This is a genomic window from Streptomyces sp. NPDC046203 (genome assembly GCF_040646255.1).
Classification (GTDB): Bacteria; Actinomycetota; Actinomycetes; order Streptomycetales; family Streptomycetaceae; genus Streptomyces.
On sequence record NZ_JBEYZX010000057.1, the window covers coordinates 1 to 26,440 of the forward strand.

A 26,440-nucleotide genomic window follows, 5' to 3' on the forward strand; every position below is an offset into this window, starting at 1 on the left:
GACCTGGTCACCGGCCGTCTGGAGATGGACGACACCGCGCTCGCCGTCTTCGACATGGCCCCCGGCGAGTACGACGGCGTCCCCGAGTCGCTCGGTGCCGCGCGGACCTCGGTCCAGCGGTGAACGGCATGAAGGAAGAGGGAAGGCGGACCGGCTGATGGCTGTGGATTCCAGCAGCCAGTCGGTGGTGAAGGCCGCGAGCGACGACGTCGCTCGCGGCCGGAGCCGCGGAACTGGCAAGCGGCGGAGGAGTGCCAAGAGCTCCCTCGCCACCCACTGGTACGCCGGGGCGATGGTCGCACCGGTCGTACTCGTGATCGGTGTGATCATCGGATATCCGCTGGTCCGCGGTATCTGGCTGTCGCTCACCGACGCCAACGAGCGCAATGTCGAGCGCTCCATCGGTGTCAACCACATCCCCGCGACGTACAAGTTCGTGGGACTCGACAACTACGCCGACGCGCTCACCGGCGACCAGTTCCTCGGCACGCTCGGCTGGACGCTGCTGTGGACGGTGTCCTGCGTCTCGGTCACCTTCTGCCTCGGCCTCGGCCTCGCCGTCCTGCTCAACCGCAAGATCGCCGGCCGCTCCGTCTACCGGACGCTGCTGATCCTGCCCTGGGCCGTACCCGGCTTCGTCTCGGTCTTCTCCTGGCGTTTCCTTTACAACAAGGACAACGGCCTGCTGAACAAGATCCTGGCGGGCGGCGGCATCGACGCGATCCCGTGGCTCAACGACCCGACCTGGGCCAAGTTCTCGGTCATCGCGGTCAACGTCTGGATCGGCATCCCGTTCATGATGGTCGCCCTCCTCGGCGGGCTCCAGTCCATCCCCGGCGAGCTGTACGAGGCCGCCGAGATGGACGGCGCGAACGCCTTCCAGCGGTTCCGCCACATCACCCTGCCCGGACTGCGCTCGGTGTCCTCGACGGTGACCCTGCTCTCCGTCATCTGGACCTTCAACCAGTTCCCGGTGATCTTCCTGCTCACCCGGGGCGGACCGGGCGAGGCCACCCAGATCCTGGTGACCCAGGCGTTCAAGTTCTCCTTCGAGATCAGCCCCCGCGACTTCGCCCAGTCCTCCACCTGGGGCGTCCTGATCCTGATCCTCCTGATGGCCTTCGCCGCGGTCTACCGCCGGGTCCTCCGCAAGCAGGGAGAAGTCTGGTGACCACCGCCTCCGCCCCCACCGACCGCCGCGGCACCCGCGCCGCGCGCGCGGGCGCCGGCCCGGCCGGCCGGGCCAGGCCCCGCCGCCGCGGCGAGCGTTCGCCGCTCGCGTCGATCGCGCTGCACCTCACCCTGATCGTCGCCTCGGTGATCGCGGTCTTCCCGGCCCTGTGGGTCCTGCTGACCTCGCTCAAGCCCGCGACGTACGCGACGACCACGGACTTCTTCAAGGAGCCGACGCTCGAGAACTACACGAACCTGCTGAGGGACACCCCGTTCCTCACCTGGTTCGGCAACTCGATGCTGATCGCCTTCTTCACCACGCTGCTCGGCGTCTTCATCTCCTGCACCACCGGCTACGCCGTCAGCCGCTTCCGCTTCGCGGGCAAGCGCGGACTGATGTGGGTCCTGCTGATCACCCAGATGTTCCCGGTCGCCGTCCTCATCGTGCCGATCTACAACATCCTGTCGTCGATGGGCCTGCTCAACAACGCCACCGGCCTGGTCGTCACCTACATGACGATCGCCGTGCCGTTCTGCGCGTGGATGATGAAGGGCTTCTTCGACAGCATTCCGCGCGAGATCGACGAGTCCGGGTACGTCGACGGCCTCAACCCGTTCGGCACCTTCTGGCGGCTGATCCTGCCGCTGGCCAAGCCGGGCATCGCCGTGACCGCCTTCTACTCCTTCATCACGGCCTGGGGCGAGGTTGCCTACGCCTCCGCCTTCATGGTCGGCGACGAGAACCTCACGCTCGCCGGCGGTCTGCAGAAGTTCGTGAACCAGTACAGCGCCCAGTGGGGCCCGATGTCCGCGGCCTCCGTGCTCATCGCCGTCCCCGCCGCCCTGGTGTTCCTCTTCGCCCAGCGCCACCTGGTGACCGGCATGTCCGCCGGCGCCGTCAAGGGCTGAGCCCACCCGGCCGGGGCCGGGAGCCGGCGGTGCGTCACTCCGTACGGATGTACGGGACGGACGCGCCGCCCGGCTCCCGCCCCGCCGCCGGAGGCCCCGCCCGCCCCGCCAGACGCCCCACCTCCCACCGCCGTCCCGTGTCCGCACGGCTCCTCCCACGACGCTAGGAAGACATGACCCAGCACCTCACCACCGCCACCGACGCCGCCCCCGCCACCGGCACGCAGTCGGACTGGTGGAGAGACGCGGTGATCTACCAGGTCTATCCGCGCAGCTTCGCCGACGGAGACGGCGACGGCATGGGCGACCTCCCGGGCATCCGCAGCCGGCTGCCGTACCTCCGGGACCTCGGTGTCGACGCCGTCTGGCTCTCCCCCTTCTACGCCTCCCCGCAGGCCGACGCCGGTTACGACGTCTCCGACTACCGGACCATCGACCCGATGTTCGGCACGCTCGCCGACGCCGACGCGCTCGTCCGCGAGGCCCACGAGCTGGGCCTGAAGGTCATCGTGGACCTGGTCCCCAACCACTCCTCGGACCAGCACGAGTGGTTCCAGCGCGCCCTGGCCGAGGGCCCCGGCTCCCCGCTGCGCGCCCGCTACCACTTCCGTACCGGCAAGGGCGAGAACGGCGAACTCCCGCCCAACGACTGGGAGTCCATCTTCGGCGGCCCCGCGTGGACCCGCACCGAGAACCCGGACGGCACCCCCGGCGACTGGTACCTGCACCTCTTCGCGCCCGAGCAGCCCGACTTCAACTGGGAACACCCCGCCGTCCGCGACGAGTTCCGCTCCATCCTGCGCTTCTGGCTGGACACCGGTGTCGACGGCTTCCGCGTCGACGTCGCCCACGGTCTCGTCAAGGCCGAGGGCCTGCCCGACATCGGCGGCCACGACCAGCTCAAGCTGCTCGGCAACGACGTCATGCCGTTCTTCGACCAGGACGGCGTGCACGAGATCTACCGCTCCTGGCGCACCGTCCTCGCCGAGTACGGCGACGACCGCGTCCTGGTCGCCGAGGCGTGGACCCCGACCGTCGAGCGCACCGCCAACTACGTGCGCCCCGACGAGATGCACCAGGCGTTCAACTTCCAGTACCTGGGCACCTATTGGGACGCGGCCGAGCTGCGGACCGTGATCGACACCTCGCTCGCCGCGATGCTCCCGGTCGGCGCCCCCACCACCTGGGTGCTGTCCAACCACGACGTCACCCGGCACGCCACCCGCTTCGCCAACCCGGCCGGCCTCGGCACCCAGATGCGCACCCCCGGCGACCGCGCCCTCGGTCTGCGCCGGGCCCGCGCCGCGACCCTGTTGATGCTGGCGCTGCCCGGTTCCGCGTACGTCTACCAGGGCGAGGAGCTCGGCCTGCCGGACGTCACCGACCTGCCCGACGAGGTCCGCCAGGACCCGTCGTTCTTCCGGGCCACTGGCCAGGACGGCTTCCGCGACGGCTGCCGGGTGCCGATCCCGTGGACCACCGAGGGCTCCTCGTACGGCTTCGGCGACGGCGGCTCCTGGCTGCCGCAGCCCGCCACCTGGGGCGGCCTCAGCGTCGAGGCGCAGACCGGCGACCCGACGTCCACCCTGGAGCTCTACCGCTCCGCGCTCGCCGTGCGGCGCGCGGAGCCCGGACTCGGTGCGGGCACGTCCGTGGAGTGGCTGGAGGCGCCCGAGGGCGTCCTCGCCTTCCGCCGCGACGGCTTCGTCTGCACCGCCAACACCACCGGCCGGGAGATCACAGTCCCGCGTCCCGGCCGGTTCCTGCTCGCCAGCGAGTCCCTGGACTCGTCCGGTGAGGAGAACGTCGCACTGCCCGCCGACACCACGGTCTGGTGGGCGGTGTGACGATCCCGCTGTCGCGGGGCGCAGGAGGGGGCGCCCCGCGGCTCGCGGACATCGCCGCGCAGTCGGGGGTGAGCGAGGCCACCGTCAGCCGGGTCCTCAACGGCAAGGCGGGGGTGGCCGGTGCGACCCGGCACCGGGTCCTCGCCGCGCTCGACGTGCTCGGCTACGAGCGGCCGGTACGGCTGAAACGGCGCAGCGCGGGGCTGATCGGTCTGGTCATCCCCGAGCTGACCAACCCGATCTTCCCGGCGTTCGCGCAGGTCATCGAGCAGGTCCTGGCCGGGCACGGCTACACCCCGGTGCTGTGCACCCAGATGCCCGGCGGCGCCACCGAGGACGAGCTGGTCGACCAGCTGGTGGAGCGCGGGGTGGCCGGCATCGTCTTCCTGTCCGGGCTGCATGCGGACGCCTCCGCCGACCCGGCCCGCTACACCCGGCTCGCCACGCGCGGGGTGCCGTTCGTCCTCATCAACGGCTTCAACGAGCGCGTGGACGCCAACTTCGTCTCGCCCGACGACCGGGCGGCGGCCCGGATGGCCGTCCGCCATCTCGTCGAACTCGGCCATGAACGTATCGGGTTGGCCATCGGGCCGGTCCGGTACGTCCCCTCGCGCCGCAAGGCCGAGGGGTTCGCCGCCGAACTCCACGAGCGGCTCGGCATCGGCCGGGCCGACGCCGAACGCTTCATCCGTCCCACTCTGTTCGGCGTCGAGGGCGGGCACGCCGCCGCCGATCTGCTGCTCGCCGACGGCTGCACGGGCATCGTCTGCGGCTCCGACCTGATGGCGCTCGGCGTGGTCCGGGCGGCCCGCGCCCGAGGGCTCGACGTCCCCGGGGACGTGTCCGTGGTCGGCTTCGACGACTCCCCGCTGATCGCCTTCACCGACCCGCCGTTGACCACCATCCGCCAGCCGGTGCAGGCGATGGCGACGGCCGCCGTCGGCACGCTCCTGGAGGAGATCGAGGGAAACCCGGTGCAGCGCACGGAGTTCGTCTTCCAGCCGGAACTGGTGGTGCGCGGCTCGACCGCGCAGTGCCGCACGGCGCTCTGACGTCGTAGAAGAGCCTTCCGACGGCCCCTGGCGTCCTGCCGGGGCCGCGCTCTTTTCCGGCCAGGTCACCCAGGGACTTGCCCCCGGTGCCTTCCTTTGTGCGGAAAGGGTTGACCGCACACCTGTACGCCCCTACGGTCGCGCTGAAATCCGTTGCTGTCGCTTGCGGAAACTTCTTGCGAACCGCTGGTGACGGGGAACCGCACAGGAGGAACCATGGCCAGAAAGACCGTGTCCGCAGCGCTCGCCCTCACGGCGGGAGCCGCCCTGGCCGTCACGGCGCCCGCGCCCGTCGCCCAGGCGACACCCCCCGGCACCAAGGACGTCACCGCCGTGATGTTCGAGTGGAACTTCGCCTCGGTCGCCAAGGCGTGCACCACCCAACTCGGCCCCGCCGGTTACGGCTACGTCCAGGTCTCGCCGCCGCAGGAGCGCATCCAGGGCTCGCAGTGGTGGACCGGCTACCAGCCGGTCAGCTACAAGATCGCCGGCCCGCTGGGCGACCGCACCGCCTTCAAGTCGATGATCGACACCTGCCACACCGCCGGGGTGAAGGTCGTCGCCGACTCCGTCATCAACCACATGACCGCCGGATCCGGCGTCGGCACGGGCGGCAGCAGCTACTCCAAGTACGACTACCCCGGCACCTATTCGGGCTGGGACATGGACGACTGCCGCGCCGAGATCACCAACTACCAGGACCGCGCCAACGTCCAGAACTGCGAACTCGTCGGCCTCGCCGACCTGGACACCGGCGAGGACTACGTGCGCGGCCGGATCGCCGCGTACCTCAACGACCTGCTCTCGCTGGGCATCGACGGCTTCCGCATCGACGCCGCCAAGCACATGCCGGCGACCGACCTCGCCAACATCAAGTCCCGGCTGACCAAGCCCTCCGCCTACTGGAAGCAGGAGGCCATCTACGCGGCGGGCGAGCCCATCTCCCCGACCGAGTACCTCGGCAACGGCGATGTCCAGGAGTTCCGTTACGCCCGCGACCTCAAGCGGGTCTTCCAGAACGAGAAGCTGGCCTACCTCAACAACTTCGGCGAGGGCTGGGCCTACATGCCTTCCGCCCAGTCCGCCGTCTTCGTCGACAACCACGACACCGAGCGCGGCGGCGACACTCTCAACTACAAGAACGGCGCCGACTACACCCTCGCGAACGTCTTCATGCTCGCCTGGCCGTACGGCTCTCCGGACGTCCACTCCGGCTACGAGTGGACGAACAAGGACGCCGGCGCCCCCAACAACCACCAGGTGGCCGCCTGTTACCAGAACGGGTGGAAGTGCCAGCACGCCTGGCGCGAGATCTCCTCGATGGTCGCCTTCCGCAACACCGCGCGCGGCCAGTCCGTCACCAACTGGTGGGACAACGGCAACAACGCCATAGCCTTCGGCCGGGGTTCGGCCGCGTACGTCGCGATCAACCACGAGACCTCGACCCTCACCCGCACCTTCCAGACCTCCCTGCCCGCCGGCAACTACTGCGACGTGCAGCGCGACAACACCCGGGTGACGGTCGACTCGACGGGCAAGTTCACCGCGACGCTGGCCCCCAACACGGCGGTGGCGCTGCACACGGGCGCCCGTAGCTGCTGAGCCGGGCCGCGCCCGCACCCGTAGGCCCCGTACACCTCGTACGCCCCGTTCGGCCCGTACCGACCCCACGGGCCGAACGTCCTCTCCGTGCACCGCACGTCGAGCTCCGTCTCCATCCCTTCCTGGGAGCAACCCCCGTGATACGCAAGAGAACGGCGGTCGCACTGGCCGCCGCCCTGTGCGCGGCCCTCGTGCCCGCGCTGCCCGCAACCGCGGCGCCCCGTCCGCCCGCCCCACCGACGGACCGCGCCCTCGCCGCGACGCCCGCCCGTCACGAACTGACCCGCGAGCAGTTCTACTTCGTGCTGCCCGACCGCTTCGCCAACGGCAGCACCGCCAACGACCAGGGCGGACTGACCGGCAGCCGTACCCGGACCGGCTTCGACCCGACCGACAAGGGCTTCTACCAGGGCGGCGACCTCAAGGGTCTGACCGACCGGCTCGACTACATCAAGGGCCTCGGTACCACCGCCATCTGGATGGCGCCGATCTTCAAGAACCGCCCGGTGCAGGGGGAGGGGAAGGACGCCAGCGCCGGCTACCACGGTTACTGGATCACCGACTTCACCCAGGTCGACCCGCACTTCGGCACCAACGACGACCTGAAGAAGCTCATCAAGGCCGCCCACGCCAAGGGCATGAAGGTCTTCTTCGACGTCATCACCAACCACACCGCCGACACCGTCGACTACGCCGAGAAGAAGTACGGCTACCGCTCGAAGGGCGCCTACCCGTACCTCGACACCACCGGCCGCCCCTTCGACGACCGCGAGGGCGTCCCGGCGAAGGCGGTGGACGCCCGCTCCTTCCCGTACACCCCGGTCGCCACCTCCCGGGACAAGGTCCCGGCCTGGCTCAACGACCCGACGATGTACCACAATCGGGGCGACTCCACCTGGGCCGGCGAGTCCGCCGAGTACGGCGACTTCGTCGGCCTGGACGACCTGTGGACCGAACGTCCCGAGGTCGTCGAGGGCATGAAGAAGATCTACGAGAAGTGGGTCCACGACTTCGACGTCGACGGCTTCCGTCTCGACACCGTCAAGCACGTGAACCTCGGCTTCTGGACCCAGTGGGCCACCGCGCTCGACGCGTACGCCAAGAAGCAGGGCCGGGACGACTTCTTCATGTTCGGCGAGGTCTACTCCGCCGACCCGGCCGTCACCGCGCCGTACGTCACCCAGGGCCGGATCGACGCCACGCTGGACTTCCCCTTCCAGGACGCGGCCCGCGCCTACGCCTCCCAGGGCGCCGGCGCCGACAAGCTGTCCAAGCTCTACGCCGAGGACTACCGCTACACGACCGACAAGGCCAACGCCTACGAGCAGGTCACCTTCCTCGGCAACCACGACATGGGCCGCATCGGTTCCTTCCTCAAGCAGGACCACCCGGACGCCTCCGACGCCGAACTCCTCCAGAGGGCCCGGCTCGCCGACGAGTTGATGTTCCTCACCCGGGGCAACCCGGTGGTCTACTACGGCGACGAGCAGGGCTTCACCGGCGCCGGCGGCGACAAGGACGCCCGCCAGACCCTCTTCGCGTCGAAGGTCGCCGACTACCTGGACGACGACCAGCTCGGCACCGACCGCACCCACGCCTCGGACGCCTACGACACCGGCCATCCGCTCTACAAGACGATCGCCGCCCTGTCGAAGCTGACCCGTGAACACCCCGCCCTGCGCGACGGAGTGCAGCGCGAGCGGTACGCCGAGGGCTCCGTCTACGCCTTCACCCGGACCGACCCGAAGCAGCGCACCGAGTACCTCGTCGCCACCAACAGCGCGACCACGGCGAAGACGGTCACCGTGCCCGTCGACTCCGCCAAGTTCCGTACCCTGTACGGCGGTCAGGGCGCCGTCACGGCCAAGAACGGGGCCGTCACGGTCACCGTCCCGGCCCTGTCCAGCCTCGTCCTCGCGGCCGACGCCCCGCTCCCCGCCCCGGCCGCCGCGCCGACCGTCTCGCTCAAGGCCCCGGCCGCCGGAGCCACCGGCACCGTCGAGATCGGCGCCGACGTCACCGGCGGCGGCCTGAACCGGGTCGTCTTCGCCGCCCAGACCGGCAACGGCCCCTGGCAGACCCTCGGCACCGCCGACCATGCCCCGTACAAGGTCACCCAGCACGTCACCGCCCCCGCCGGTACCCCGCTGCGCTACAAGGCCGTCGCCGTCGACTCCGCCGGCCGCACCGCGAGCGCCCTCGCCGACACCACCGCGGGCCAGGTCCCGGCGCCCGAGAAGCCGGTCGCCGTCGAGCGCACGTGGGGCGTCGTCCACTACCGGCGCGACGACAAGGATTACACCGGCTGGACCCTGAAGTCGGCGGGCCAGAGCGTCCCGTTCAGCGGTCGTGACGCGTACGGCGCCTTCGCCTGGGTCCGCGTCCCCGAGGGCGAGTCCACCCTCCCGTACACCGTCGAGAAGGACGGCACCGCCGACGGCCCCGAGCGGAGCATCGCCCTCGCCCGCACCGGCGAGGTCTGGATCACCGCCGGCGACCCCGGCCAGTCGGACACCGCCCCGGCGACCGCCCCGCAGGACAAGACCAAGGCCGTCCTGCACTACCAGCGCGCCGACGGCGACTACGACGGCTGGGGCCTGCACCTGTGGAGCGGCGCCGCCCAGCCCACCGACTGGTCCAAGCCGCTGATGCCGGCCCGCTTCGACGCCTACGGCGCCGTCTACGAGGTGCCGCTCACCGACGGCGCCACGAACCTCTCCTACATCGTCCACAAGGGCGACCAGAAGGACCTGCCCACCGACCAGTCCCTCGACCTCGGCACCTACGGCCACGAGGTCTGGATGCTCGGCGGCGAGCCCCGCTATCTGCTCCCGCAGACCGGCGGCACCCCCGACCTCGACCTCGGCAAGGCCGAGGCCCAGTGGATCGACCGCGACACCGTCGTCTGGAAGGTGAAGGCCACCGACGCGACCAGCCAGCAGCTGGTGTACGCGCCGGGCACGGCGAGCGGCGGCATCACCGTCACCGACGGCGCCCTCAGCGACGAGGGCCGCTGGCTCCGCCTCGCCCCCACCGCGCTCACCGCCGCCCAGAAGGCGAAGTTCCCGCACCTGGGGGACTATCCCGCCTTCCGCGTCGACCCGCGCGACACCGCCCGGGTCCGCGACTCGCTGCGCGGCCAGCTCCTCGCCACCCAGCGTGCCGCCAACGGTGCCCTGCTCGCCGCCACCGGCGTCCAGACCGCCGGAATTCTCGACGACCTGTACGCCAGGCAGGCGGGCGGCGCCGCGCTCGGCCCGGTGTTCCAGGGCGGCAAGCCGACCCTGTCCGTCTGGGCCCCGACCGCCCAGTCCGTCGCCCTCGAACTCGACGGCAAGACGGTGGCGATGCGCCGCGACGACGCCTCCGGAGTGTGGTCCGTCACCGGTACGAAGGCGTGGACCGGCAAGCCGTACCGCTACGTCGTGAAGGTCTGGGCGCCCAGCGTCCAAAAGACCGTCGAGAACCGGGTCACCGACCCGTACGCGACCGCCCTCACCACCGACTCGGCGCGCAGCCTCGTCGTCGACCTCGCCGACCCGGCGCTCGCGCCGAAGGGCTGGCAGAACCTGAAGAAGCCCGCCGCCGTGCCGCTGCGCGACGCGCAGATCCAGGAACTGCACATCCGTGACTTCTCCGTCGCGGACTCCACCGTCCCCGCCGCCCACCGGGGCACCTACCTCGCCTTCACCGACACCGGCAGCGCGGGCTCGCGCCACCTCAAGGACCTGGCCGCCGCCGGCACCTCGTACGTCCACCTGATGCCCGCCTTCGACATCGGCACCATCCCCGAGAAGAAGAGCGACCAGACCACCCCCGCCTGCGACTTGAAGGTCTACGCCCCCGACTCCGAGGAGCAGCAGGCCTGCGTCATGGCCGCCGCGGCCAAGGACGCCTACAACTGGGGCTACGACCCGCTGCACTACACCGTGCCCGAGGGCTCGTACAGCACCGACCCCGAAGGGACCCGCCGCACCACCGAGTTCCGGAACATGGTCCAGGCCCTCAACGGCGAGGGACTGCGCACGGTCATGGACGTCGTCTACAACCACACCGTGGCGGCCGGGCAGTCCGACAAGTCCGTGCTCGACCGTATCGTGCCCGGCTACTACCAGCGTCTGGCGGCCGACGGCTCCGTCACCACCTCCACCTGCTGTGCCAACACCGCGCCCGAGAACGCCATGATGGGCAAGCTCGTCGTGGACTCGGTCGTCACCTGGGCCAAGCAGTACAAGGTCGACGGCTTCCGCTTCGACCTCATGGGCCACCACCCGAAGGAGAACATCCTCGCGGTGCGCCGCGCCCTCGACGCCCTGACCGTGGCGAAGGACGGCGTCGACGGCAAGGCGATCATCCTGTACGGCGAGGGCTGGAACTTCGGCGAGGTCGCCGACGACGCCCGCTTCGTCCAGGCCACTCAGAAGAACATGGCCGGCACCGGCATCGCCACCTTCTCCGACCGGGCCCGCGACGCCGTGCGCGGCGGCAGCCCCTTCGACGACGATCCCGGCGTCCAGGGCTTCGCCTCCGGCCTGTACACCGACCCCAACTCCTCGCCCGCGAACGGCACTCCGGAGCAGCAGAAGGCCCGCCTCCTGCACGAGCAGGACCTGATCAAGGTCGGCCTGACCGGCAACCTCGCCGGGTACACCTTCACCGACACCTCCGGGCGTACGGTCAAGGGCTCCGAGGTCGACTACAACGGCGCCCCGGCCGGCTACGCGGACGCGCCCGGCGACGCCCTCGCCTACGCGGACGCCCACGACAACGAGTCCCTGTTCGACGCCCTCGCCTTCAAACTGCCGGCCGCGACCCCGGCCGCCGACCGGGCCAGGATGCAGGTCCTCGCCATGGCCACCGCCACCCTGTCCCAGGGCCCGTCGCTCTCCCAGGCGGGCGGTGATCTGCTGCGCTCCAAGTCCCTGGACCGCAACTCCTATGACAGTGGCGACTGGTTCAACGCCCTCCACTGGGACTGCCGCGACGGCAACGGCTTCGGCATCGGACTTCCGCAGGCCGCCGACAACAAGTCCAAGTGGGGTTACCAGAAGCCCCTGTTGGCCAACCCGGCGATCAAGCCCGGCTGCGCCGAGATCGACGGCGCCTCGGCCGCCTACCGCGACCTGCTGAAGATCCGTACGACCGAGCCCGCCTTCTCGCTCGCCACCACCCGACGGGTCCAGGACACCCTGTCCTTCCCGCTGTCCGGCCACGACGAGACGCCCGGCGTCCTCACCATGCGCCTCGGCGACCTGGTCGTCGTCTTCAACGCCACCCCGAAGGAGCAGCGGCAGACCGTCGCCACCCTGGCCGGCTCGGGCTACCGCCTGCACCCGGTGCAGTCGGGCGGCACCGACAAGGCCGTGAAGTCGGCCTCGTACGAGACCGGTTCGGGCACCTTCACCGTCCCGGCGCGCACGGTGGCGGTGTTCACCGCGCGGTAGTCGCGTTCCCTGCTCAGACACGAATGTGCGGCCGTGCCCCGGCGATGACGGGGGCGCGGCCGCACGTTCGTGTGTGGGGGGCGGGGTGTCACGACGGGAACTTGGTACGTTCGGCACATGACGCTGCGTTCGGTGGATCTGCGCAAGGAGTCGGTGCCCGCCGTACTGGACCGTGTGGAGCGGTCGCTCGGAGTACGCCTGGATCACCGGTCCATGGTGCGTAAACGCAGGTCCGTGGGGGCGCGCACGGACCGGGGCACGTGGGTGCGCGTCGAGCGGCGTGGCCTGGACCGGATCGGGGTCCAGGGCGGCGACGGCACGGCGTCGGCGGAGGCCCTGCGCGGGATCGCCAAGCCGGCCTGGCTCGCCGGTGTCGCCTGGCGCGACGAGGCGGAGCCGGTGGTGTGGCGGGCGGACGAGACCGAACTGCTGCCGTGCTCCCCGGCAGGCAACGCCGTGGTGACCCGGGCCCCGGAGCTGCCCGAGGAGTGGTGGTCCGCGCTGAACACCTCACTGGACGCCCTCGCGGCCCAGCACACGAACCGGATCGCGACACCGGACACCGAGACCCTCACTCAGGAACTGGTCACGGGCACGATCCGCAGTGTCTTCCCAGGCATCGACGCGACGGTGGTCGAGTGGCGTCCCGCCCACGCCGATCTCAACTGGGCGAACGTGACGGCACCCGAACTGCGGGTGTTCGACTGGGAGGACTGGGGCATGGCCCCGCGTGGCCTGGACGCGGCGACGTTGTGGGGGGCCTCCCTCGCGGTCCCGGATCTGGCCGATCGTGTCCAGAGCGAGCGGCGCGACGATCTGGCGAGCCGGGACGGCAAGCTGATGACCCTGTTCGTCGCCGCGAAGATCCTCGGCCCCTACGCCGATCCCGAGGACCCCCGTCTGGGGGCCGCCCGGGAGACGGCGGAGCGAGTGGCGAAGGAACTTCAGGCGGGCTGACGCCGTCCGTCGAGGAGCCGCCGGTACTCCTGGAGCATCTCGTCGTCCACGTCGTACGCCAAGGCATCACTCAGTTCCCGCAGATGACGGATGTCGTCTGTACCGACTGCGACCGCGTCCACCGGAGGCAGGCCGAAGGAGGTGCGGAAGGCGGCCTGGACCTTCGTGACCGGTGGGGAGCCCCGCAGGAAGATCCTTGGATCGAAGCGCTCCCACACCGACCCGGTCGCGCTCCCGCCGAAGGGGCTCATGCCCCACACCCGCGACGGACGCCACCGTGAGGCGAGGCTCTCGGCCGCTTCGAGGAGGCCGGCCGCGACCAGCAAACCTGCCCGGACCATGAGGACATCGGGACACGGTGGGGCGGGGAGGTCTACGAGTGGGCGAGGATCCCAGGTCGAGACCCCCCAGAGGCGGCAGAGCCCCGCTTGGGCGGTGTCGGCCAGGGCCGCACATGCCTGCGCCAGCGCCTCGGCGTCGGGCGCCGAGTGCTCCGGGTTGTGGAGGAACAACACATCCGGCTCGCGCCCGAGTGTCTTGACCACGTGCTCGGCGCCCCTGCGCAGCCGGGCCGGATCGAGGCTGTGTCCCTCACGGAAGAAACCGACCTTGGTGGAGACGGAGAACCTCGGCAGCAGATCACCGGCCGTTTCCTTCAAGATCTCGTGGGAGCGATGGCGCAGGTAGTTGGACGAGGTATCGAGGCGTGTCACACCGAGGTCGGTGGCCGCTTCGAGCAGGTCACGGGCGTGACCAGACCGGTATAGCCCGAGGACGATTCTTCCGTCAGCGGCTCGCACAATCCCTCCGAGATGAGAAGGTCGGCCAATTCGACGATGGCCTCGTCGGCACCGTCCAGGTGAACCGGGTGACCGGACAGGAGCGTCCTGAGACCCGCTTCCGCGCGTTTGTGGAAGGTCAGCCTTTTGCCGCCGCCGCAGACGAGGACAGTGTCACCAGATCGGACGATGGAGGGCGCGAACTCGGTGATGGCAGCGACCCCATGGGGTCTGCCCAAGGCACTCACGTACGGCATGTGTCGTGCGGGTGGGGTGCCGGCCCTGAGGTCGTTCAGATACCGCTGAGGGCTGTAGCCGGCGGCCAGAGCCCCGAGCCTGCCCGTCAGAGCCTCATGCCCGGCTTCTTCCGCACCCTCCAGGTCACGGCGGAACATCTCGTCCGCGCGGGCGGTGTCGGAAAGGAAATTGAGCCAGGTGACGCCGGTCCGCTTGGTGAACCCGAACGTCACGTGCAACGAGTGACCGTTCTCTCCGGAGCCGAGGCGGGTGGCGGTGTGCCAGTAGCCGCGCGGAATGTGCATGACGTCCCCGGTCCGCATGGTGCCTTTCCACAGCACTTCCTCGGAAGGTGTGTGGTTGCGCTCCGCGTCGCGGTACATCGGTGCCGGGCGGGACGGCCCGCGTACCTCCCAGGATTTCTCACCCGAGAGTTGTACGGCGATGACCTCGTGATCGTCCCAGTGCAAGTGGAACCCGTCGGTCTCCCCAGCAGCGAGATACGCGTTCGCGGAGGTCAGCTCGCCCGACCACCAGCCGAGGGCTCGGCAGGCGACTTCCAGCGTCGGATCGAAGAAATCCACATGGTCCAGGACCACAGTGCCACCGGCGTTGAGGATCCGTCCGAGAGAAGCCATGTCTGCCTGACTCACGGCCTGCCTGCGCCGGTTGACATTGGTGGACAGGAATGCGGAAGGATGGATTTCGTCGCCTTCGGCGTAACAGCGCAGCTGTGGATTGGCCAGGTGACGGCGCTTGACCAGATCCAGCAGCTTGTACGGGGTCAACAGCCGAGCGGGCAGTTCCGGGTCCGTGAGGCGGCCGCGTGCGAACGCGGTCCCCGCGGAACCCGGCCCGTCCCAGCCGAGAGCTTTCTCGATGTGGGTGACGAGCCGGTGCTCCATGAGCCCGCCTTACTCCTTCGGGAGATTCAGGTCACGGTTGTCGCCGTCGTCACCCGCGCTGTTCTGTGAGCTGGTGATGTCGGACCGTTCGGACTCACTGCGGTCGTGGGCGATCGCCAGCTCTTCCACAGCGAGCAGGAGTGCGGGACTGGTTCCTGATGCCTGAGTAGTTGTCTTGTCTGTCATCGTGCTCTCCTCTCGGGCTCTCCGCCCCGATTGCGGGCGAATCTCAGAGTCAACCCCCGCTTGGGGGAAGGGAGTAGAGCGTGAATTGGACAGAGGTGAGCGGCGACCCCGGTTGCCGGGGGAGTGGAGACAGCGGCCGGGTCGGCATGGCCTTCGAATGAGGCGCGCGCCGACCCGGACCCGAGAGGACGGACGGGTGCTGCTACGCCGTGACTCCGGCGACGAAGGCCGCCCAGGCAGCCGTCGGGACGATCAGCGCGGGGCCGCCCGGGTTCTTGCTGTCCCGGACCGGTACGACACCGGGGACACCGTCGAGAACCTCGACGCATTCGCCGCCGTGGCCATCGCTGTAGGAGCTCTTCCGCCAGACGGCACCGGTGAAGTCGTACGAGACCTCGACGCAGTCGCCGCCGTCGCCGTCGCTGTAGGAGCTCTTGAACCAGTGGGCGTGGGTCAGGTCGAATTCGCGCATCGTCTGTAGTCCTCCGCCGCCGATTCGATCAGGGCCAGGGACGCCTCCGGCGACAGCGCGGCGGCCCTGAGCAGATCGTAGGCCGCCTGGCTGCGCTTCACCACAGCCGGATCGTCCAGCAGATTGCCCGAGTACACCGCCTCCGTATAGGCCGTCGGGGGTGCGTCCTCGAACTCCATGAGTTTGATCATCTTGCCCATTTGGGGGTACGCGCCCGCCGCGAACGGCAGCACTTGGACCAGTACCTTGTGCTCCCGCGCGCACGCGAGGATGTGCTCCAGCTGCTCGGCCATGACGGCGGATCCGCCGGCGGGGATGCGCACGACCGACTCGTGCACGATCACCCAGTACACGGGCCGGTTCTCGTCGGCCAGTATGGTCTGCCGCTCAAGTCGCGAGGAGACCTTCTCCTCGACGTACTCCTCGGTGGCGAAGGGATTGCTGGCGCGGGTGACGGCTCGCGCGTACGCGGCGGTCTGGAGTAGCCCCGGTACGACTCCCGGAGCGAACTCGCAGATCTTCGTCGCCAGGTCCTCCAGGTCGGCCGCCGCCTGGAAGTACGCCGCGTACGGCGACTTGTTGATGAGTTTGCGCCAGGTCCGCTCGAAGAGTCCGCTGGTCTTGAGGATCTCGTCGAAGCGCTGCGCCAGATTGAGCTGCGGTTTGCGCAGTCCCTGCTCGAAGAGGCGGATGTAGGTCCCCGACACGAACACCCTCGCGCCGAGATCCTCCCGGGAGTAGTGCGCCGCCTCGCGGCGCTCTCTCAGGAGTTCTCCGAAGAACTCCCACTCCACCTGCTGTTTGCCTTTGGCCATGGATCAACTCCCCAGCTCTGTACCGCTGTCACAGGCTCAGCGTGTGCGCCGAGTCTATGAACCGCGCCTTCTCGAAGGCGGGCGGAAACAGGAAATTGATCTGGAGAGTGCGACATTGGCGGAATGCGACAGTATGCGATCGGCTATCCGGTCAGCCGGTTGGGCGATCGGTGCGCGCGATGGCCACCGTCCCCGCTCAGCCCAGCGCCTTCTCCATCAGCGCCACGGTGTACGCGCGCCCGTCCGCCGCCACCTTCTCCAGGCGCCCGGTCACCGCGTACCCCGCGCCCTCGTAGTACGCCCGCAGCCGGGGATCGCCCTCCTCACAGTCCAGCCGGGCCAGCCCCCGCCCCGCCGCCGCCATCCGCTCCTCCGCGTGCGCGAGCAGCACCCGCCCGGTCCCGGCGGGCGCCACCGCGCGGTCGGTCATCAGCCGGTGGACGTAGCCCGCGACCGGCGTCCGCGTGCCCCACACCGACGCGTCCTCCCACCACAGCTCGTACGCCCCGGCCTCTCGCCCCTCGTACAGCGCCAGCCACACCTCGCCCTCGGCGATCCGCGCCGCGAAGTGCTCGCGCCCGCGCGTCCCCGGCCGCCACTGGTCGATCTCGCTGCGGAGCATCCAGCGCGCCGCGTCGTCGTGCAGCCGCACCAGAACGTCGAGGTCCCGGTCGTCGGCCCGCCGGAAGGTCACTTGTACCGTCATGGCGATCACCGTAAGGGTGAGGCCAGCACATCCGTACCAGCAGGAGCGTTCCCCGCCATGCCGCACATCACCGTCGACTACTCCGCGCCCCTCGACCGGCGCGGCTTCGCCCTCGCGCTGCACCCGATCGTCGTCGAGACGGTCGGCGCGCGCCTCGCCGCCTGCGTGACCAGCTTCCGCGAGGTGGAGGAGACGGTGAGCGGCGACGGCACGGGCGCGGACGCCCTCGTGCACGTCGACATCGCCTTGCTCGCGGGCCGCAGCGCCGAGGCCAAGGCCCGGCTCTCGGCGGCCGTGCTCGATCTGCTGCCCGGGTACCTGAAGGGCGCCGAGGGGGTCACCCTGAGCGCCGAGGTACGCGATCTCGACCCGTCCTACGCCAAGAGCTGACCGGCCGCCGGGCCGCAGCCACCGGGCCGTAGCCACCGGCCACCGGCCATCGGGCCATCGCCGAAGCCGCCGACCCCGCCGGGCCTTTCCGTCAGGCCGGGGACGGCAGCTCCGGCGCGAGCGCCAGGAGGCGGCCCACCAGGTCGCCGAACGGCCCGTCGGCCGGCTCGTCGGCGAGGATCCGGATCAGGACGTCCGCCATCTCCTTGTCGTACGCGGCACTCACCGCCGACAGCGCCGCGAAGTCGTGCACGAGCTGCAACTCCAGCTCCTCGCGCGGCACCCGGCGCCCGTCCAGCCACAGCAGCGCCGTCGACTCGGCGAGCGACACCCAGGAACGGACGACCAGTTCGAGCCGCGCCGAGGGCCGGTCGACGGCCAGGTGCGTCAGTATCTGCTCGTACGCGGCCTGCCGCACCTCGTCGATCATGGCGCTGGCCTTCGACGAACCGGCCGCCGGGCCGCCGCGCATCAGCGCCGCGAACCCCGGGCCGTGCTCGTCGACGAAGTCGAAGAACCGGCCCATCACCCGCAGCAGCCGCGCCCCGAGCGGTCCGCTCGGCGGCTCGACGAAGCGGGCCGCGAGCTCGTCGGCCGCGCGGCGCAGGGCCGCCTCGTAGAGGGACTGCTTGCCGGGAAAGTAGTGGTAGACCAGCGGCCGCGAGATGCCCGCGGCCGCCGCGATCTCGTCGATGGAGACCTCGTCGGGGGAGCGGTGGCTGAACAGCTCCAGGGCCACCCCGATCAGTTGCTGCTTGCGCTCCTCGACGCCCATCCTGCGGCGTACCCCGGTCGTCATGCGAACAGCCTATCGGGAGTCCGTTACGCTCCCGGCACATGAGCGCTTCCGAGCAGGACACCCAGGAGACCAAGGACCGCCAGGACCCGGGGGATCCCAAGGAGACCCCGGACACCACCCCGGACACCCCGACCGGCGCGGCGGCCGAGGGTGCCGAGGGGGTGGTGGACGAGGCGACCGGTCTCACCCCCCGCCAGGCCCGGCTGGCGCGCATAGCCGCCGGCTCGGTCGTCCTGGTGGCGATGGCCGTGGTCCTGGTGATCCGGCTCGCGGCCCATACGTCCGTCCTCGTCGTCGGCGTGTACGGGCTCGCCATGATCCTGTGCGGGATCGTCATCGAGCTCTCCCGCAACGGGCGTACCAGGCTGGCCAGTTGGCTGCTCGGTGCGGGTCTGGTCGCGACCCTGTCGATGGACTGGCTGCTGCCCTGACCCGAAGGCGGCCGGATCCGGAGCCGGAGCCGGAGCCGGGCCCGGACCGGTACCGGGCACCTACGGTCAGAGGTCGAGCACCAGCCGCTCGCCCGCGCAGCGCGAGACGCAGATCAGCATGGAACCGGCCCGCTCCTCGTCCGTGAGCAGCTCGTCCCGGTGGTCCACCTCGCCGGCCAGGACGTCCTGTCGGCAGGTGCCGCAGAAACCCTGCCGGCAGGAGTAGAGCAGACCCGGCACCACTTCCTGTACGGCCGAGAGCACCGACTGGTCGGCGGCCACCGTCACCGTCCGTTCGCTGCGCCGCAGTTCGACCTCGAAGGCCGTCCCGCCTTCCGTCCGTGCGGCCGAGAAGCGCTCCAGACGCGGTGAACGGCCGTCCGGCAGCGCGGCGGTGACGGCGTCCATCAGGCCGTCCGGGCCACAGCAGTAGACCTCGGTCCCGGCGGGCAGTTGGGCGAGGAAGGACAGATCGGGCCGGCCGTCGGTGTCCTCCGCGACGATCGTCGTACGGTCACCGTCCTGCCCCAGCTTCTCCGCCTCTTCGGTGAACGGCATGGTGGCGCGGCTGCGCCCGCAGTACAGCAGTCGCCACTCGGCCCCGGCCGCCTCGGCGGCGCGCACCATCGGCAGGACGGGCGTGATGCCGATGCCGCCGGTGACGAAGACGTACGCGGGGGCCGGGGCCAGCGGGAAGCGGTTGCGCGGCCCGCGGATCTCGATCTCCGTTCCCACGGCCAGCTGTTCGTGCACCTCGCGCGAACCACCGCGCCCGCCCGCGGCCTCCTCGATCAGCCGGGTGGCGATCGTGTAGGCGCCGCCGTCGGCCGGATCGCCGCACAACGAGTACTGCCGTACGGTCCCGGAGGGCAGCACCAGATCGATGTGCGCACCCGGCTTCCAGGCGGGCAAACCGGCACCCTCCAGCCGGAGTTGGACTACTCCCTCGGCGGGCTCGGTACGCCGGGCGACCCGCACCCGCCGGGTCACGGTGGCCAACCGGCCGTAACCGGAGACGGGTTCGTCGAGCGCGGGCATCGGCCACAGCGGCGAGTTCTCGATCCGTCGGCTCACCGCCCGCTTCGCGAGCAGCGCGGCCCCGGCGACGAGGACGACGGTACGCAGACGCGGGAGCGTGCGGCTCAGGGCGCGGGCGGAGGTGCGAGCCATCAGCGGTGACCTCCGTTCGCGCCGGGGGAGGTGGCGAGATAGGCGGCGGCCTGGACGGTCGAACCCTCCGACGAGGGATGGTAGTTGGGGCTCAGGTAACGGGGGATGGAGCGCAGCATGTCGGGTGTCGACGGCAGCACGCCCTCGCGGCCCTTGCGGACGAACTGCCCGACGCTCGGCTTGGCTTCGAGGAGCGTCGGGTCGTGCTCCATGAAGAAGCGGACCCCGCGCTGCCACAGGAAGACGAGCGCCGAGAACGCGGCGGCCCAGGTGCGGGCGCGCCGCCGGTAGCCGCCGTCGAGGTGGAGGAAGAGTTCGTAGGCGACCGAGCGGTGCTCGACCTCCTCGGCGCCGTGCCAGCGCAGCAGGTCGAGCATGACGGGGTCGGCGCCGACCCGGTCGAGTTCGTCGGCGTTGAGCACCCAGTTGCCGAGGAAGGCGGTGTAGTGCTCGATGGCGGCGATCAGCGCGACCCGCTCCATCAGCCACCAGCGGCGCGGCCGGCCGGGCGGCAGGGTCCGGTCCCCGAGCAGCTTCTCGAAGAACCAGTCGACCTGCGCGGTGTACGGGGTGGGGTCGAGCCCGAGCCGCTTGAGGTGGGGCAGGACGTCGTCGTGGGCCTGGGAGTGGACGGCCTCCTGCCCGATGAAGCCGATGACGTCCGCGCGCAGCCGCTCGTCGGTGATGTACGGCAGCACCTGCTTGTACACGTGCACGAACCAGCGCTCGCCGGCGGGGAGCAGCAGGTGCAGCACGTTGATCGTGTGCGTGGTGAACGGGTCGCCGGGAACCCAGTGGAGCGGGGTCTCCTCCCAGTCGAAGGCGACCTTGCGGGCCTTGAGCTCGATGTGCTCGGACCCGGGCTCGGCCCCCGGCCGGGAGCCGGCCCCCGACTGAGTCCCGACCCCCGACTGAGTCCCGGCCCCCGACTGAGTCCCGGATCCCGGCTGAGGCTCGGACCCCGGCCGGGGCCCGGACGGGGACGCCACCGATGCGGGCTGCGTATTAGACATGGCGTCAATGTACTGAGGGGTAAGCCGAGGTGCCAGGGGTCGCGCACCGACTTTTCGCCGGAGAGGGGTGGTTCGTCGGTTCGGACAGGGGGCCGCCGCGAGGCCCGTACGCCTGGGGTGGGCTCAGGCCTCGTACACCGTCAGGCGCTCCCGCAGCACGGTCACGGCCTCGTCCGGGACGTCGAGCCCCTCCCGTACGTACCGCTCCATCGACCCGTACCGCGCCTGTACCTCCTCCAGCGCCGCCTCCAGATACTCCGGCATCACCCCGACGAGGGAGAGCGCCAGCTCGGGGTCGCCGCCCTGGGCCGTGAACCCCTCGATCAGCGGCGCGAACGCCGCCCGCGCTCCCGCGTTGACCGACAGATATTCGGCCATCGTCGTCTCCTCGTCCGCGCCGAGGAGCGCGAGCACGAGCGTCGCCGCCCAGCCGGTGCGGTCCTTGCCCGCCGTGCAGTGGAAGAGCAACGGCCCGCCGAACGGATCGCCCAGCTCGGTCAGGAAGGCCCGGTAGGAGGCCCGCGCCGACGCGCTGTGCACGAAGGCCCGGTACGTCCGCTCGAACGACGCCCGCACCCGGCCCCCGCCCAGCAACTGCTCGGCCAGCGCCGGATCGGCGAGCAGTGTCCTCATCCGCGCGGCCGGCGGCAGTCCGCTGCTCGCGAGCTGGTCGGCGAGCACGTCCGCGACGAGCGGCCGCGCACCCGCCGGGACATGATCGGGGTGCTCGGCCCGCTCCAGCGTGGTGCGGAAGTCGACGACCGTACGGATGCCCAGCGCGGCCACCACCGGCTCGGCCGGATCGAGCCGGTCGAGCTGCCCGGAACGGAACACCAGACCCGCGCGCACACTGCGCCCGCCGCCGAGCGGGAGCGCGCCGAGATCACGCAGATTGGCGACGGTGGCTGCGGGGATGGCGGGCATGCGTCGACTCCTCGGCCATCAGGTGTGCTGTGTGGCACTCTGGCGCCGTTCACGGCGATTCCCCGCACCGTAGCCGAAGGTCAGGGCAGGTACTTGTAACCGACCCGCCGCACGGTCTGGATCGTGTGCCGGTGCTCGGCGCCGAGCTTGCGGCGCAGCCGCGCCACATGGACGTCGACGGTGCGGCCGTCGCCCACGTGCCCGTACCCCCACACCTGCCGGACCAACTGGTCCCGGGTGTGCACCCGGTGCGGATGGGCGACCAGATGGGCGAGCAGCTCGAACTCCAGATACGTGAGGTCGAGCGCCCGCCCGTCGACGCGGGCGATCCGCCGCGCGCCGTCGATCGCCACCGCGCCCGCCTCGGCGGGCGGCGCCGCGGCCGTCTCGGGACCGGCCGGCAGCATCACCAGATAGCCGACCATCGGCGGGCGGCCGGGCAGGGCGGGAAGCGTGTGCTGCGGGGCGGGCAGCAGGGTGGCGCCGGGCGGCAGGAACTCGGCGACCTCCGCGAGCCGGCCCCACGCGGCATCGGGCGGGATCGGGGCCTGGGGCTGCGCGGGCACGGCGGCGGTTACGGCAGCGGGGGCGGGCGCGGGCGCGACGGCGGAACTCTGCGCCGGGGCGGGTGCGACGGCGCGCAGGCGGGGGCGGAGAAGAGGGTGTGACGGGGCGACGGCACGGATGTGGGCCATGGGAAAGTCAGCTCTTTCGCGCGAGGGCGGGCGAACGGTAGTCGTACGTACGCGATGCGCGGCGGCCGAAGGCCGGGGCCGGATACGGATCCGGCGGGGCTTTAGAGGGCCGGCGCGTTCCTCATGCGCCGACAGCACCGGTCGTAGTCATGGTGCTGACGGGAAGGCCAGAACGGCTCGAGGTCGTGACGCCCCGACGCGGTGTCGTTCCCGATGCTGGCCATATCCCTATTAAAGCAGCAGGGAAGTCCTGCGGGCAGTACCTGTGTTCGGCCACACACCGGCCGACGGGCCGTCCGGGCCCGCCACTTGGGGCGCGGGGACGGGGGCGGGGGCGGGTGCGGGCATGGGACGGGCGCGGGTACGGGGCGGGGACGGGCGCCGGTCGCGGGGTGTAGGCACGTGTACGGCCGTACGCCGAAGGGGCGCCGGCCGTACACGCGGTACGGCGGGCGCCCCTTCGACGTCGTCGGAGACGTGGCGGATCAGACCTGGCCGGCCTTCTCCAGGGCCTCGCAGCAGGTGTCGACGATCAGACGGGTCACCGTGTACGGGTCCACGTTGGCGTTCGGCCGGCGGTCCTCGATGTAACCCTTCTGGTCCCGCGCGACCTGCCACGGGATGCGGACCGAGGCACCGCGGTCGGAGACGCCGTACTTGTACTCGTCCCACGGAGCGGTCTCGTGCAGACCGGTCAGCCGGTCGTCGATGCCGGCGCCGTAGTTCTTGACGTGGTCGAGCGGCTTCGAGCCCTCGCCCAGCGACTCGCAGGCGGTGATGATCGCGTCGTAACCCTCGCGCATCGCCTTGGTGGAGAAGTTGGTGTGCGCGCCCGCGCCGTTCCAGTCGCCCTTCACCGGCTTCGGGTCCAGGGTCGCGGTGACGTCGAAGTCCTCGGCCGTGCGGTAGAGCAGCCAGCGGGCCACCCACAGCTGGTCGGCGACCTCCAGCGGCGCCAGCGGGCCGACCTGGAACTCCCACTGGCCCGGCATGACCTCGGCGTTGATGCCGGAGATGCCGAGACCGGCGGTCAGGCAGTTCTCCAGGTGCGCCTCGACGATCGGACGGCCGTGGATCTCGTCCGCGCCGACGCCGCAGTAGTAGCCGCCCTGCGGGGCCGGGAAGCCGTTCTCGGGGAAGCCGAGCGGGCGGGTGCCCTCGAAGAAGGTGTACTCCTGCTCGATGCCGAAGATCGGCTCCTGGGCGGCGTGCTTCGCGTAGACCTCGGCGAGCGCGGCACGGGTGTTGGTGTCGTGCGGCGTCATGTCCGTGTTGAGGACCTCGCACAGCACCAGGATGTCGGCGCCGCCGCGGATCGGGTCCGGGCAGGCGTAGACCGGCTTCAGGACGAGGTCGGAGGCGTGACCGCGGGCCTGGTTGGTGCTGGACCCGTCGAAGCCCCACAGCGGCAGCTCCTCCAGCGGCAGACCGGCACCCGCGATGATCTTCGTCTTGGAACGGAGCTTCGCGGTCGGCTCGGTGCCGTCGATCCAGATGTACTCGGCCTTGAAGGTCACGGGAACGTCATCCTTAGAGGGTGGTGCGGGTGCTCGGCGGCTCGCCGTGAGGCGGGCGCTGGGCGGGGCGGTGTCTGGCCAAAGCTTCGCAGGACGGCATTTCCCACCCGTTGCCCGATTGTGAACCCCGTGTTAACGGGCCCGGCGTTCCGGGGCTCGGGGGGCCGGAGCTGGGGGTGCGGAGCCGAGGGGTGTCCGAGCCGAGGGGCCGGAATCGAGAGGTCGGAGCCGAGGGGGTGCGGAGCCGGGGTCGGCCGGCGGTCAGCGGCGGTCAGTGGCGGCCGCGCGGGCTGCGGCCGAGCCGGATCCGTCCCTCCCGGAGCCCGTCCCCCGAATGGGCCCAGGGGCGACTCGGGGCCGCGACCAGGGCCGGATCAGGGGAATCCCGCATCCCTCCGCCGCACCCGACCGGCAGACTGGTGCGCATGACGACGCTCCCCGGTACGAAGCCCCGCATCGGTCTCCTCGGCACCGGCCCCTGGGCCGAACGCACCCACGCACCCGCGCTCGCCGCCCACCCGGGCGTGGAGTTCGCCGGGGTCTGGGGCAGGCGCGCCGGGGCCGCCGAAGCGCTGGCGGCAGCTCACGGCACCACGGCGTACGAGGACGTGGACGCCCTCTTCGCGGCCTGCGACGCCGTCGCGTTCGCCCTGCCGCCGGACGTCCAGGCCCCGCTCGCCGAGCGGGCCGCCGCCGCGGGCTGCCACCTGCTCCTCGACAAGCCGGTCGCCACCTCCGCGCCGGTGGCCCGGAAGACGGCGGACGCGGTGACGGCGGCGGGCGTCGCGTCCGTCGTGTTCTGCACCCTGCGCTTCGCCGGGCCGACCGCCCGCTGGATCGAGGAACAGCAGGCGGCCGGCGACTGGCTCCTGGGCGAGGCGCACTGGCTGGGTGCGCTCTTCTCGCCCGAGGCGGACAGCCCGTACGCGGCCTCGCCCTGGCGCCGCGAGAAGGGCGGCCTGTGGGACGTCGGTCCGCACGTCCTCTCCGTCTACCTGCCCATCCTCGGCGACGTCACCTCCGTCACCTGCGCCGCGGGCCGGGCCGACACCCGCCACCTGATCCTGCGCCACACCTCGGGCGCGAGCACCACCACGACCCTCACCCTCAGCGCCCCGCCCGCCACCTCCGAGGCCGCGCTGTCGCTGTACGGCGAGCGGGGCCGGTCGACGATGCCCGGCTGGGACGGCGCCGTGGACGCCTTCGCGAACGCGGTGGACGCCCTCCTGGAATCCATACGGACGGGCCGCCCGCACGCCTGCGACATCCGCTTCGGCGCGCGGCTGACCGAGATCCTGGCGGAGGCGGAACGGCAGGTGGAGGAGGCGCAGGTGGCGGCGCGGGCCGCTGGAGAGCGGGCGCACTGAGGGCGGCCCGGCGGGGACCCGGCGCCGGGGAACGGGCGCTGGGAGAGCCGGTACGGGGAGCCCCGGCACCGGCCGGGCCCGGAACCCTCCCCGTGACAGTCAGGCCCGGACCCTCCCGACCGGCTGGGGGCCCGGACCCTCCGGCGTCGGCCGAGTCCGAAACCCTCCGGCGCCGGCGGGATCAGCGGGGTCAGCCGGGTCAGCGGGACAGCGCGTCCCGAACGGCCTCCTCGGACCGCCCCACGACGGCCGTGCCGTCCTCGGCGGTGATGAGGGGCCGCTGGATCAGCTTGGGGTGGGCGGAGAGCGCCTCCACCCACCGGTCCCGGCTCGCCGCGTCCTTCGGCCACTCCTTCAGACCGAGCTCCTTCGCGTCCGCTTCCTGCGTCCGCGTGATGTCCCACGGCTCCAGGCCCAGCCGCTCCAGCACGGCGCGGATCTCGTCCGGGGAGGGCACGTCCTCCAGGTAGCGGCGCACGGTGTAGTCGGCGCCCTCGGCGTCCAGCAGGGTCAGTGCGCTGCGGCACTTGGAACAGGCGGGATTGATCCAGATCTCCATGGCTCCAACGTACCGCCGAAACCATCACCGAATTCCCCGGCAAAGCCGTTCTGGCCAGGGGCGATTGTCAGTGGTCCCCACTAAAATCGGGGGTGAAGGCGAGGGCCCCGGGGAGGGCTCTTGCCCACCGTTCGCCAGGAGGTCGCCCATGGCTGTCGCCATGATCCGGACACCGTCCCTCGAACCCTGGAAGCCGCTCCAGAAAAAGGCGCTCCCCGCGGGCCGCCCGCGGGAGTGGTACGTCGCCCACAACCGCCGGCTGAAGGCCATGCGCCTCGCGATAGCCCTGCTCGACGCGGGGGTCTACCTCCCGTCCCGGGCCACGAACGCCCGCATCCGCACCACCGCGGCCCAGGTCGGCATTCACCCGCCGTCCGACACCACCTGCCACATGGTCCGCGCCCTGATCCGCTACAGCCGCTGACCGCGCCCCGTCCCGGTCCCTGACGCACGACGGCCGTGCTTTCCCCCGCGAGGCGGGGGAAAGCACG

General features: G+C 71.0%; 23 protein-coding genes and 1 pseudogene. 11 read left to right on the forward strand and 13 right to left on the reverse strand.

Annotated features, from left to right (window positions below; all coding sequences use genetic code 11):
- The first annotated feature begins 157 nt into the window (after window positions 1-157).
- From ABZ990_RS27930 to ABZ990_RS27960, 7 genes and pseudogenes are all read left to right on the forward strand, one after another.
- Window positions 158-1,171 (forward strand): sugar ABC transporter permease, encoded by a 1,014-nt coding sequence (locus ABZ990_RS27930; protein ID WP_361237259.1) that lies wholly within the window; start codon window positions 158-160, stop codon window positions 1,169-1,171.
- Between the two features lie 113 nt (window positions 1,172-1,284).
- The gene (locus tag ABZ990_RS27935; RefSeq protein ID WP_361237347.1) at window positions 1,285-2,082 is read left to right on the forward strand and encodes a carbohydrate ABC transporter permease; all 798 of its coding nucleotides are present in this window, start codon (window positions 1,285-1,287) and stop codon (window positions 2,080-2,082) included.
- A 173-nt stretch (window positions 2,083-2,255) separates the two neighbouring features.
- Window positions 2,256-3,929, forward strand: a complete 1,674-nt coding sequence (locus ABZ990_RS27940) for an alpha-amylase family glycosyl hydrolase (RefSeq protein ID WP_361237263.1) — start codon at window positions 2,256-2,258, stop codon at window positions 3,927-3,929.
- Entirely contained in the window at window positions 3,917-4,981 is a 1,065-nt protein-coding gene (locus tag ABZ990_RS27945; protein ID WP_361237266.1) for a LacI family DNA-binding transcriptional regulator, read from the forward strand. Before ABZ990_RS27940 ends, ABZ990_RS27945 begins: the two co-directional genes overlap by 13 nt.
- Window positions 4,982-5,197: 216 nt before the next feature.
- Window positions 5,198-6,580, forward strand: a pseudogene (locus ABZ990_RS27950) (alpha-amylase family protein); the annotation flags it as partial.
- Window positions 6,581-6,720: 140 nt separating this feature from the next.
- On the forward strand, window positions 6,721-12,027 hold the full coding sequence (gene pulA, locus ABZ990_RS27955) for a pullulanase-type alpha-1,6-glucosidase (RefSeq protein WP_361237269.1): 5,307 nt from the start codon (window positions 6,721-6,723) through the stop codon (window positions 12,025-12,027).
- Between the two features lie 117 nt (window positions 12,028-12,144).
- On the forward strand, window positions 12,145-12,984 hold the full coding sequence (locus tag ABZ990_RS27960) for a hypothetical protein (protein WP_361237272.1): 840 nt from the start codon (window positions 12,145-12,147) through the stop codon (window positions 12,982-12,984).
- On the opposite strand, the gene ABZ990_RS27965 is transcribed toward ABZ990_RS27960, so the two are convergent.
- From ABZ990_RS27965 to ABZ990_RS27990, 6 genes are all read right to left on the reverse strand, one after another.
- Window positions 12,972-13,697: an aldo/keto reductase gene (locus tag ABZ990_RS27965; RefSeq protein ID WP_361237275.1), complete on the reverse strand. Its 726-nt coding sequence runs from the start codon at window positions 13,695-13,697 to the stop codon at window positions 12,972-12,974. The two genes, ABZ990_RS27960 and ABZ990_RS27965, sit on opposite strands and share 13 nt — an antisense overlap.
- Window positions 13,694-14,905: a cupin domain-containing protein gene (locus ABZ990_RS27970; protein ID WP_361237278.1), complete on the reverse strand. Its 1,212-nt coding sequence runs from the start codon at window positions 14,903-14,905 to the stop codon at window positions 13,694-13,696. Before ABZ990_RS27970 ends, ABZ990_RS27965 begins: the two co-directional genes overlap by 4 nt.
- 9 nt (window positions 14,906-14,914) lie before the next feature.
- Entirely contained in the window at window positions 14,915-15,091 is a 177-nt protein-coding gene (locus tag ABZ990_RS27975) for a hypothetical protein (RefSeq protein WP_361237281.1), read from the reverse strand.
- A gap of 202 nt (window positions 15,092-15,293) precedes the next feature.
- Window positions 15,294-15,563 carry a DUF397 domain-containing protein gene (locus ABZ990_RS27980; RefSeq protein WP_361237284.1) on the reverse strand — a complete coding sequence of 90 codons (270 nt, stop codon included), beginning with the start codon at window positions 15,561-15,563 and terminating at the stop codon, window positions 15,294-15,296.
- The gene (locus ABZ990_RS27985) at window positions 15,545-16,378 is read right to left on the reverse strand and encodes a helix-turn-helix transcriptional regulator (RefSeq protein WP_361237287.1); all 834 of its coding nucleotides are present in this window, start codon (window positions 16,376-16,378) and stop codon (window positions 15,545-15,547) included. Before ABZ990_RS27985 ends, ABZ990_RS27980 begins: the two co-directional genes overlap by 19 nt.
- Before the next feature lie 196 nt (window positions 16,379-16,574).
- A complete protein-coding gene (locus ABZ990_RS27990) occupies window positions 16,575-17,084 on the reverse strand; it encodes a GNAT family N-acetyltransferase (protein ID WP_361237290.1) in 510 nt (169 codons plus the stop codon).
- 57 nt (window positions 17,085-17,141) lie between these two features.
- On the opposite strand from ABZ990_RS27990, the gene ABZ990_RS27995 reads away from it, so the two are divergent.
- Window positions 17,142-17,474 (forward strand): isomerase, encoded by a 333-nt coding sequence (locus ABZ990_RS27995; RefSeq protein WP_361237293.1) that lies wholly within the window; start codon window positions 17,142-17,144, stop codon window positions 17,472-17,474.
- A 91-nt stretch (window positions 17,475-17,565) separates the two neighbouring features.
- Here ABZ990_RS27995 and ABZ990_RS28000 read toward each other — a convergent pair whose 3' ends face one another.
- Window positions 17,566-18,273 (reverse strand): TetR/AcrR family transcriptional regulator, encoded by a 708-nt coding sequence (locus ABZ990_RS28000; protein WP_361237296.1) that lies wholly within the window; start codon window positions 18,271-18,273, stop codon window positions 17,566-17,568.
- Window positions 18,274-18,311: 38 nt separating this feature from the next.
- Between ABZ990_RS28000 and ABZ990_RS28005 the strand changes: the two genes are divergently transcribed.
- Complete coding sequence (locus ABZ990_RS28005; RefSeq protein ID WP_361237299.1) at window positions 18,312-18,704, forward strand: hypothetical protein; 393 nt, start codon at window positions 18,312-18,314, stop codon at window positions 18,702-18,704.
- A gap of 66 nt (window positions 18,705-18,770) precedes the next feature.
- On the opposite strand, the gene ABZ990_RS28010 is transcribed toward ABZ990_RS28005, so the two are convergent.
- From ABZ990_RS28010 to glnII, 5 genes are all read right to left on the reverse strand, one after another.
- The gene (locus ABZ990_RS28010) at window positions 18,771-19,874 is read right to left on the reverse strand and encodes a PDR/VanB family oxidoreductase (RefSeq protein ID WP_361237302.1); all 1,104 of its coding nucleotides are present in this window, start codon (window positions 19,872-19,874) and stop codon (window positions 18,771-18,773) included.
- Window positions 19,874-20,887, reverse strand: a complete 1,014-nt coding sequence (locus tag ABZ990_RS28015; protein WP_361237305.1) for a metal-dependent hydrolase — start codon at window positions 20,885-20,887, stop codon at window positions 19,874-19,876. The genes ABZ990_RS28010 and ABZ990_RS28015 overlap by 1 nt, the downstream gene beginning before the upstream one ends.
- 123 nt (window positions 20,888-21,010) lie before the next feature.
- Complete coding sequence (locus ABZ990_RS28020) at window positions 21,011-21,811, reverse strand: tyrosine-protein phosphatase (protein WP_361237308.1); 801 nt, start codon at window positions 21,809-21,811, stop codon at window positions 21,011-21,013.
- An 80-nt stretch (window positions 21,812-21,891) separates the two neighbouring features.
- On the reverse strand, window positions 21,892-22,506 hold the full coding sequence (locus ABZ990_RS28025; RefSeq protein WP_361237310.1) for a winged helix-turn-helix domain-containing protein: 615 nt from the start codon (window positions 22,504-22,506) through the stop codon (window positions 21,892-21,894).
- A 485-nt stretch (window positions 22,507-22,991) separates the two neighbouring features.
- Window positions 22,992-24,023 (reverse strand): glutamine synthetase, encoded by a 1,032-nt coding sequence (glnII, locus tag ABZ990_RS28030; RefSeq protein WP_361237313.1) that lies wholly within the window; start codon window positions 24,021-24,023, stop codon window positions 22,992-22,994.
- Between the two features lie 425 nt (window positions 24,024-24,448).
- Here glnII and ABZ990_RS28035 point away from each other — a divergent pair, with 425 nt between their 5' ends.
- Entirely contained in the window at window positions 24,449-25,390 is a 942-nt protein-coding gene (locus ABZ990_RS28035) for a Gfo/Idh/MocA family oxidoreductase (protein ID WP_361237316.1), read from the forward strand.
- A 199-nt stretch (window positions 25,391-25,589) separates the two neighbouring features.
- Here the strand turns inward: ABZ990_RS28035 and ABZ990_RS28040 are convergent, their stop codons facing one another.
- Window positions 25,590-25,949 (reverse strand): arsenate reductase family protein, encoded by a 360-nt coding sequence (locus tag ABZ990_RS28040; RefSeq protein WP_361237319.1) that lies wholly within the window; start codon window positions 25,947-25,949, stop codon window positions 25,590-25,592.
- Window positions 25,950-26,097: 148 nt separating this feature from the next.
- Between ABZ990_RS28040 and ABZ990_RS28045 the strand changes: the two genes are divergently transcribed.
- Window positions 26,098-26,373, forward strand: a complete 276-nt coding sequence (locus ABZ990_RS28045) for a hypothetical protein (RefSeq protein WP_361237322.1) — start codon at window positions 26,098-26,100, stop codon at window positions 26,371-26,373.
- Window positions 26,374-26,440 lie beyond the last annotated feature (67 nt).

Bases quoted from the DNA above. Each gene is read 5' to 3' on its own strand.
- ABZ990_RS27975 (WP_361237281.1), bottom strand. From the start codon at position 15,091: ATGACAGACAAGACAACTACTCAGGCATCAGGAACCAGTCCCGCACTC.
- ABZ990_RS28020 (WP_361237308.1), bottom strand. From the start codon at position 21,811: ATGCCCGCCATCCCCGCAGCCACCGTCGCCAATCTGCGTGATCTCGGC.
- ABZ990_RS28000 (WP_361237296.1), bottom strand. From the start codon at position 18,273: ATGACGACCGGGGTACGCCGCAGGATGGGCGTCGAGGAGCGCAAGCAG.
- ABZ990_RS27980 (WP_361237284.1), bottom strand. From the start codon at position 15,563: ATGCGCGAATTCGACCTGACCCACGCCCACTGGTTCAAGAGCTCCTAC.
- ABZ990_RS27940 (WP_361237263.1), top strand. From the start codon at position 2,256: ATGACCCAGCACCTCACCACCGCCACCGACGCCGCCCCCGCCACCGGC.
- ABZ990_RS27960 (WP_361237272.1), top strand. From the start codon at position 12,145: ATGACGCTGCGTTCGGTGGATCTGCGCAAGGAGTCGGTGCCCGCCGTA.
- ABZ990_RS28010 (WP_361237302.1), bottom strand. From the start codon at position 19,874: ATGGCTCGCACCTCCGCCCGCGCCCTGAGCCGCACGCTCCCGCGTCTG.
- ABZ990_RS27985 (WP_361237287.1), bottom strand. From the start codon at position 16,378: ATGGCCAAAGGCAAACAGCAGGTGGAGTGGGAGTTCTTCGGAGAACTC.
- ABZ990_RS28005 (WP_361237299.1), top strand. From the start codon at position 18,312: ATGAGCGCTTCCGAGCAGGACACCCAGGAGACCAAGGACCGCCAGGAC.
- ABZ990_RS28045 (WP_361237322.1), top strand. From the start codon at position 26,098: ATGGCTGTCGCCATGATCCGGACACCGTCCCTCGAACCCTGGAAGCCG.
- ABZ990_RS27990 (WP_361237290.1), bottom strand. From the start codon at position 17,084: ATGACGGTACAAGTGACCTTCCGGCGGGCCGACGACCGGGACCTCGAC.
- ABZ990_RS27995 (WP_361237293.1), top strand. From the start codon at position 17,142: ATGCCGCACATCACCGTCGACTACTCCGCGCCCCTCGACCGGCGCGGC.
- ABZ990_RS28015 (WP_361237305.1), bottom strand. From the start codon at position 20,887: ATGTCTAATACGCAGCCCGCATCGGTGGCGTCCCCGTCCGGGCCCCGG.
- ABZ990_RS27970 (WP_361237278.1), bottom strand. From the start codon at position 14,905: ATGGAGCACCGGCTCGTCACCCACATCGAGAAAGCTCTCGGCTGGGAC.
- ABZ990_RS28040 (WP_361237319.1), bottom strand. From the start codon at position 25,949: ATGGAGATCTGGATCAATCCCGCCTGTTCCAAGTGCCGCAGCGCACTG.
- ABZ990_RS28035 (WP_361237316.1), top strand. From the start codon at position 24,449: ATGACGACGCTCCCCGGTACGAAGCCCCGCATCGGTCTCCTCGGCACC.
- ABZ990_RS27930 (WP_361237259.1), top strand. From the start codon at position 158: ATGGCTGTGGATTCCAGCAGCCAGTCGGTGGTGAAGGCCGCGAGCGAC.
- ABZ990_RS28025 (WP_361237310.1), bottom strand. From the start codon at position 22,506: ATGGCCCACATCCGTGCCGTCGCCCCGTCACACCCTCTTCTCCGCCCC.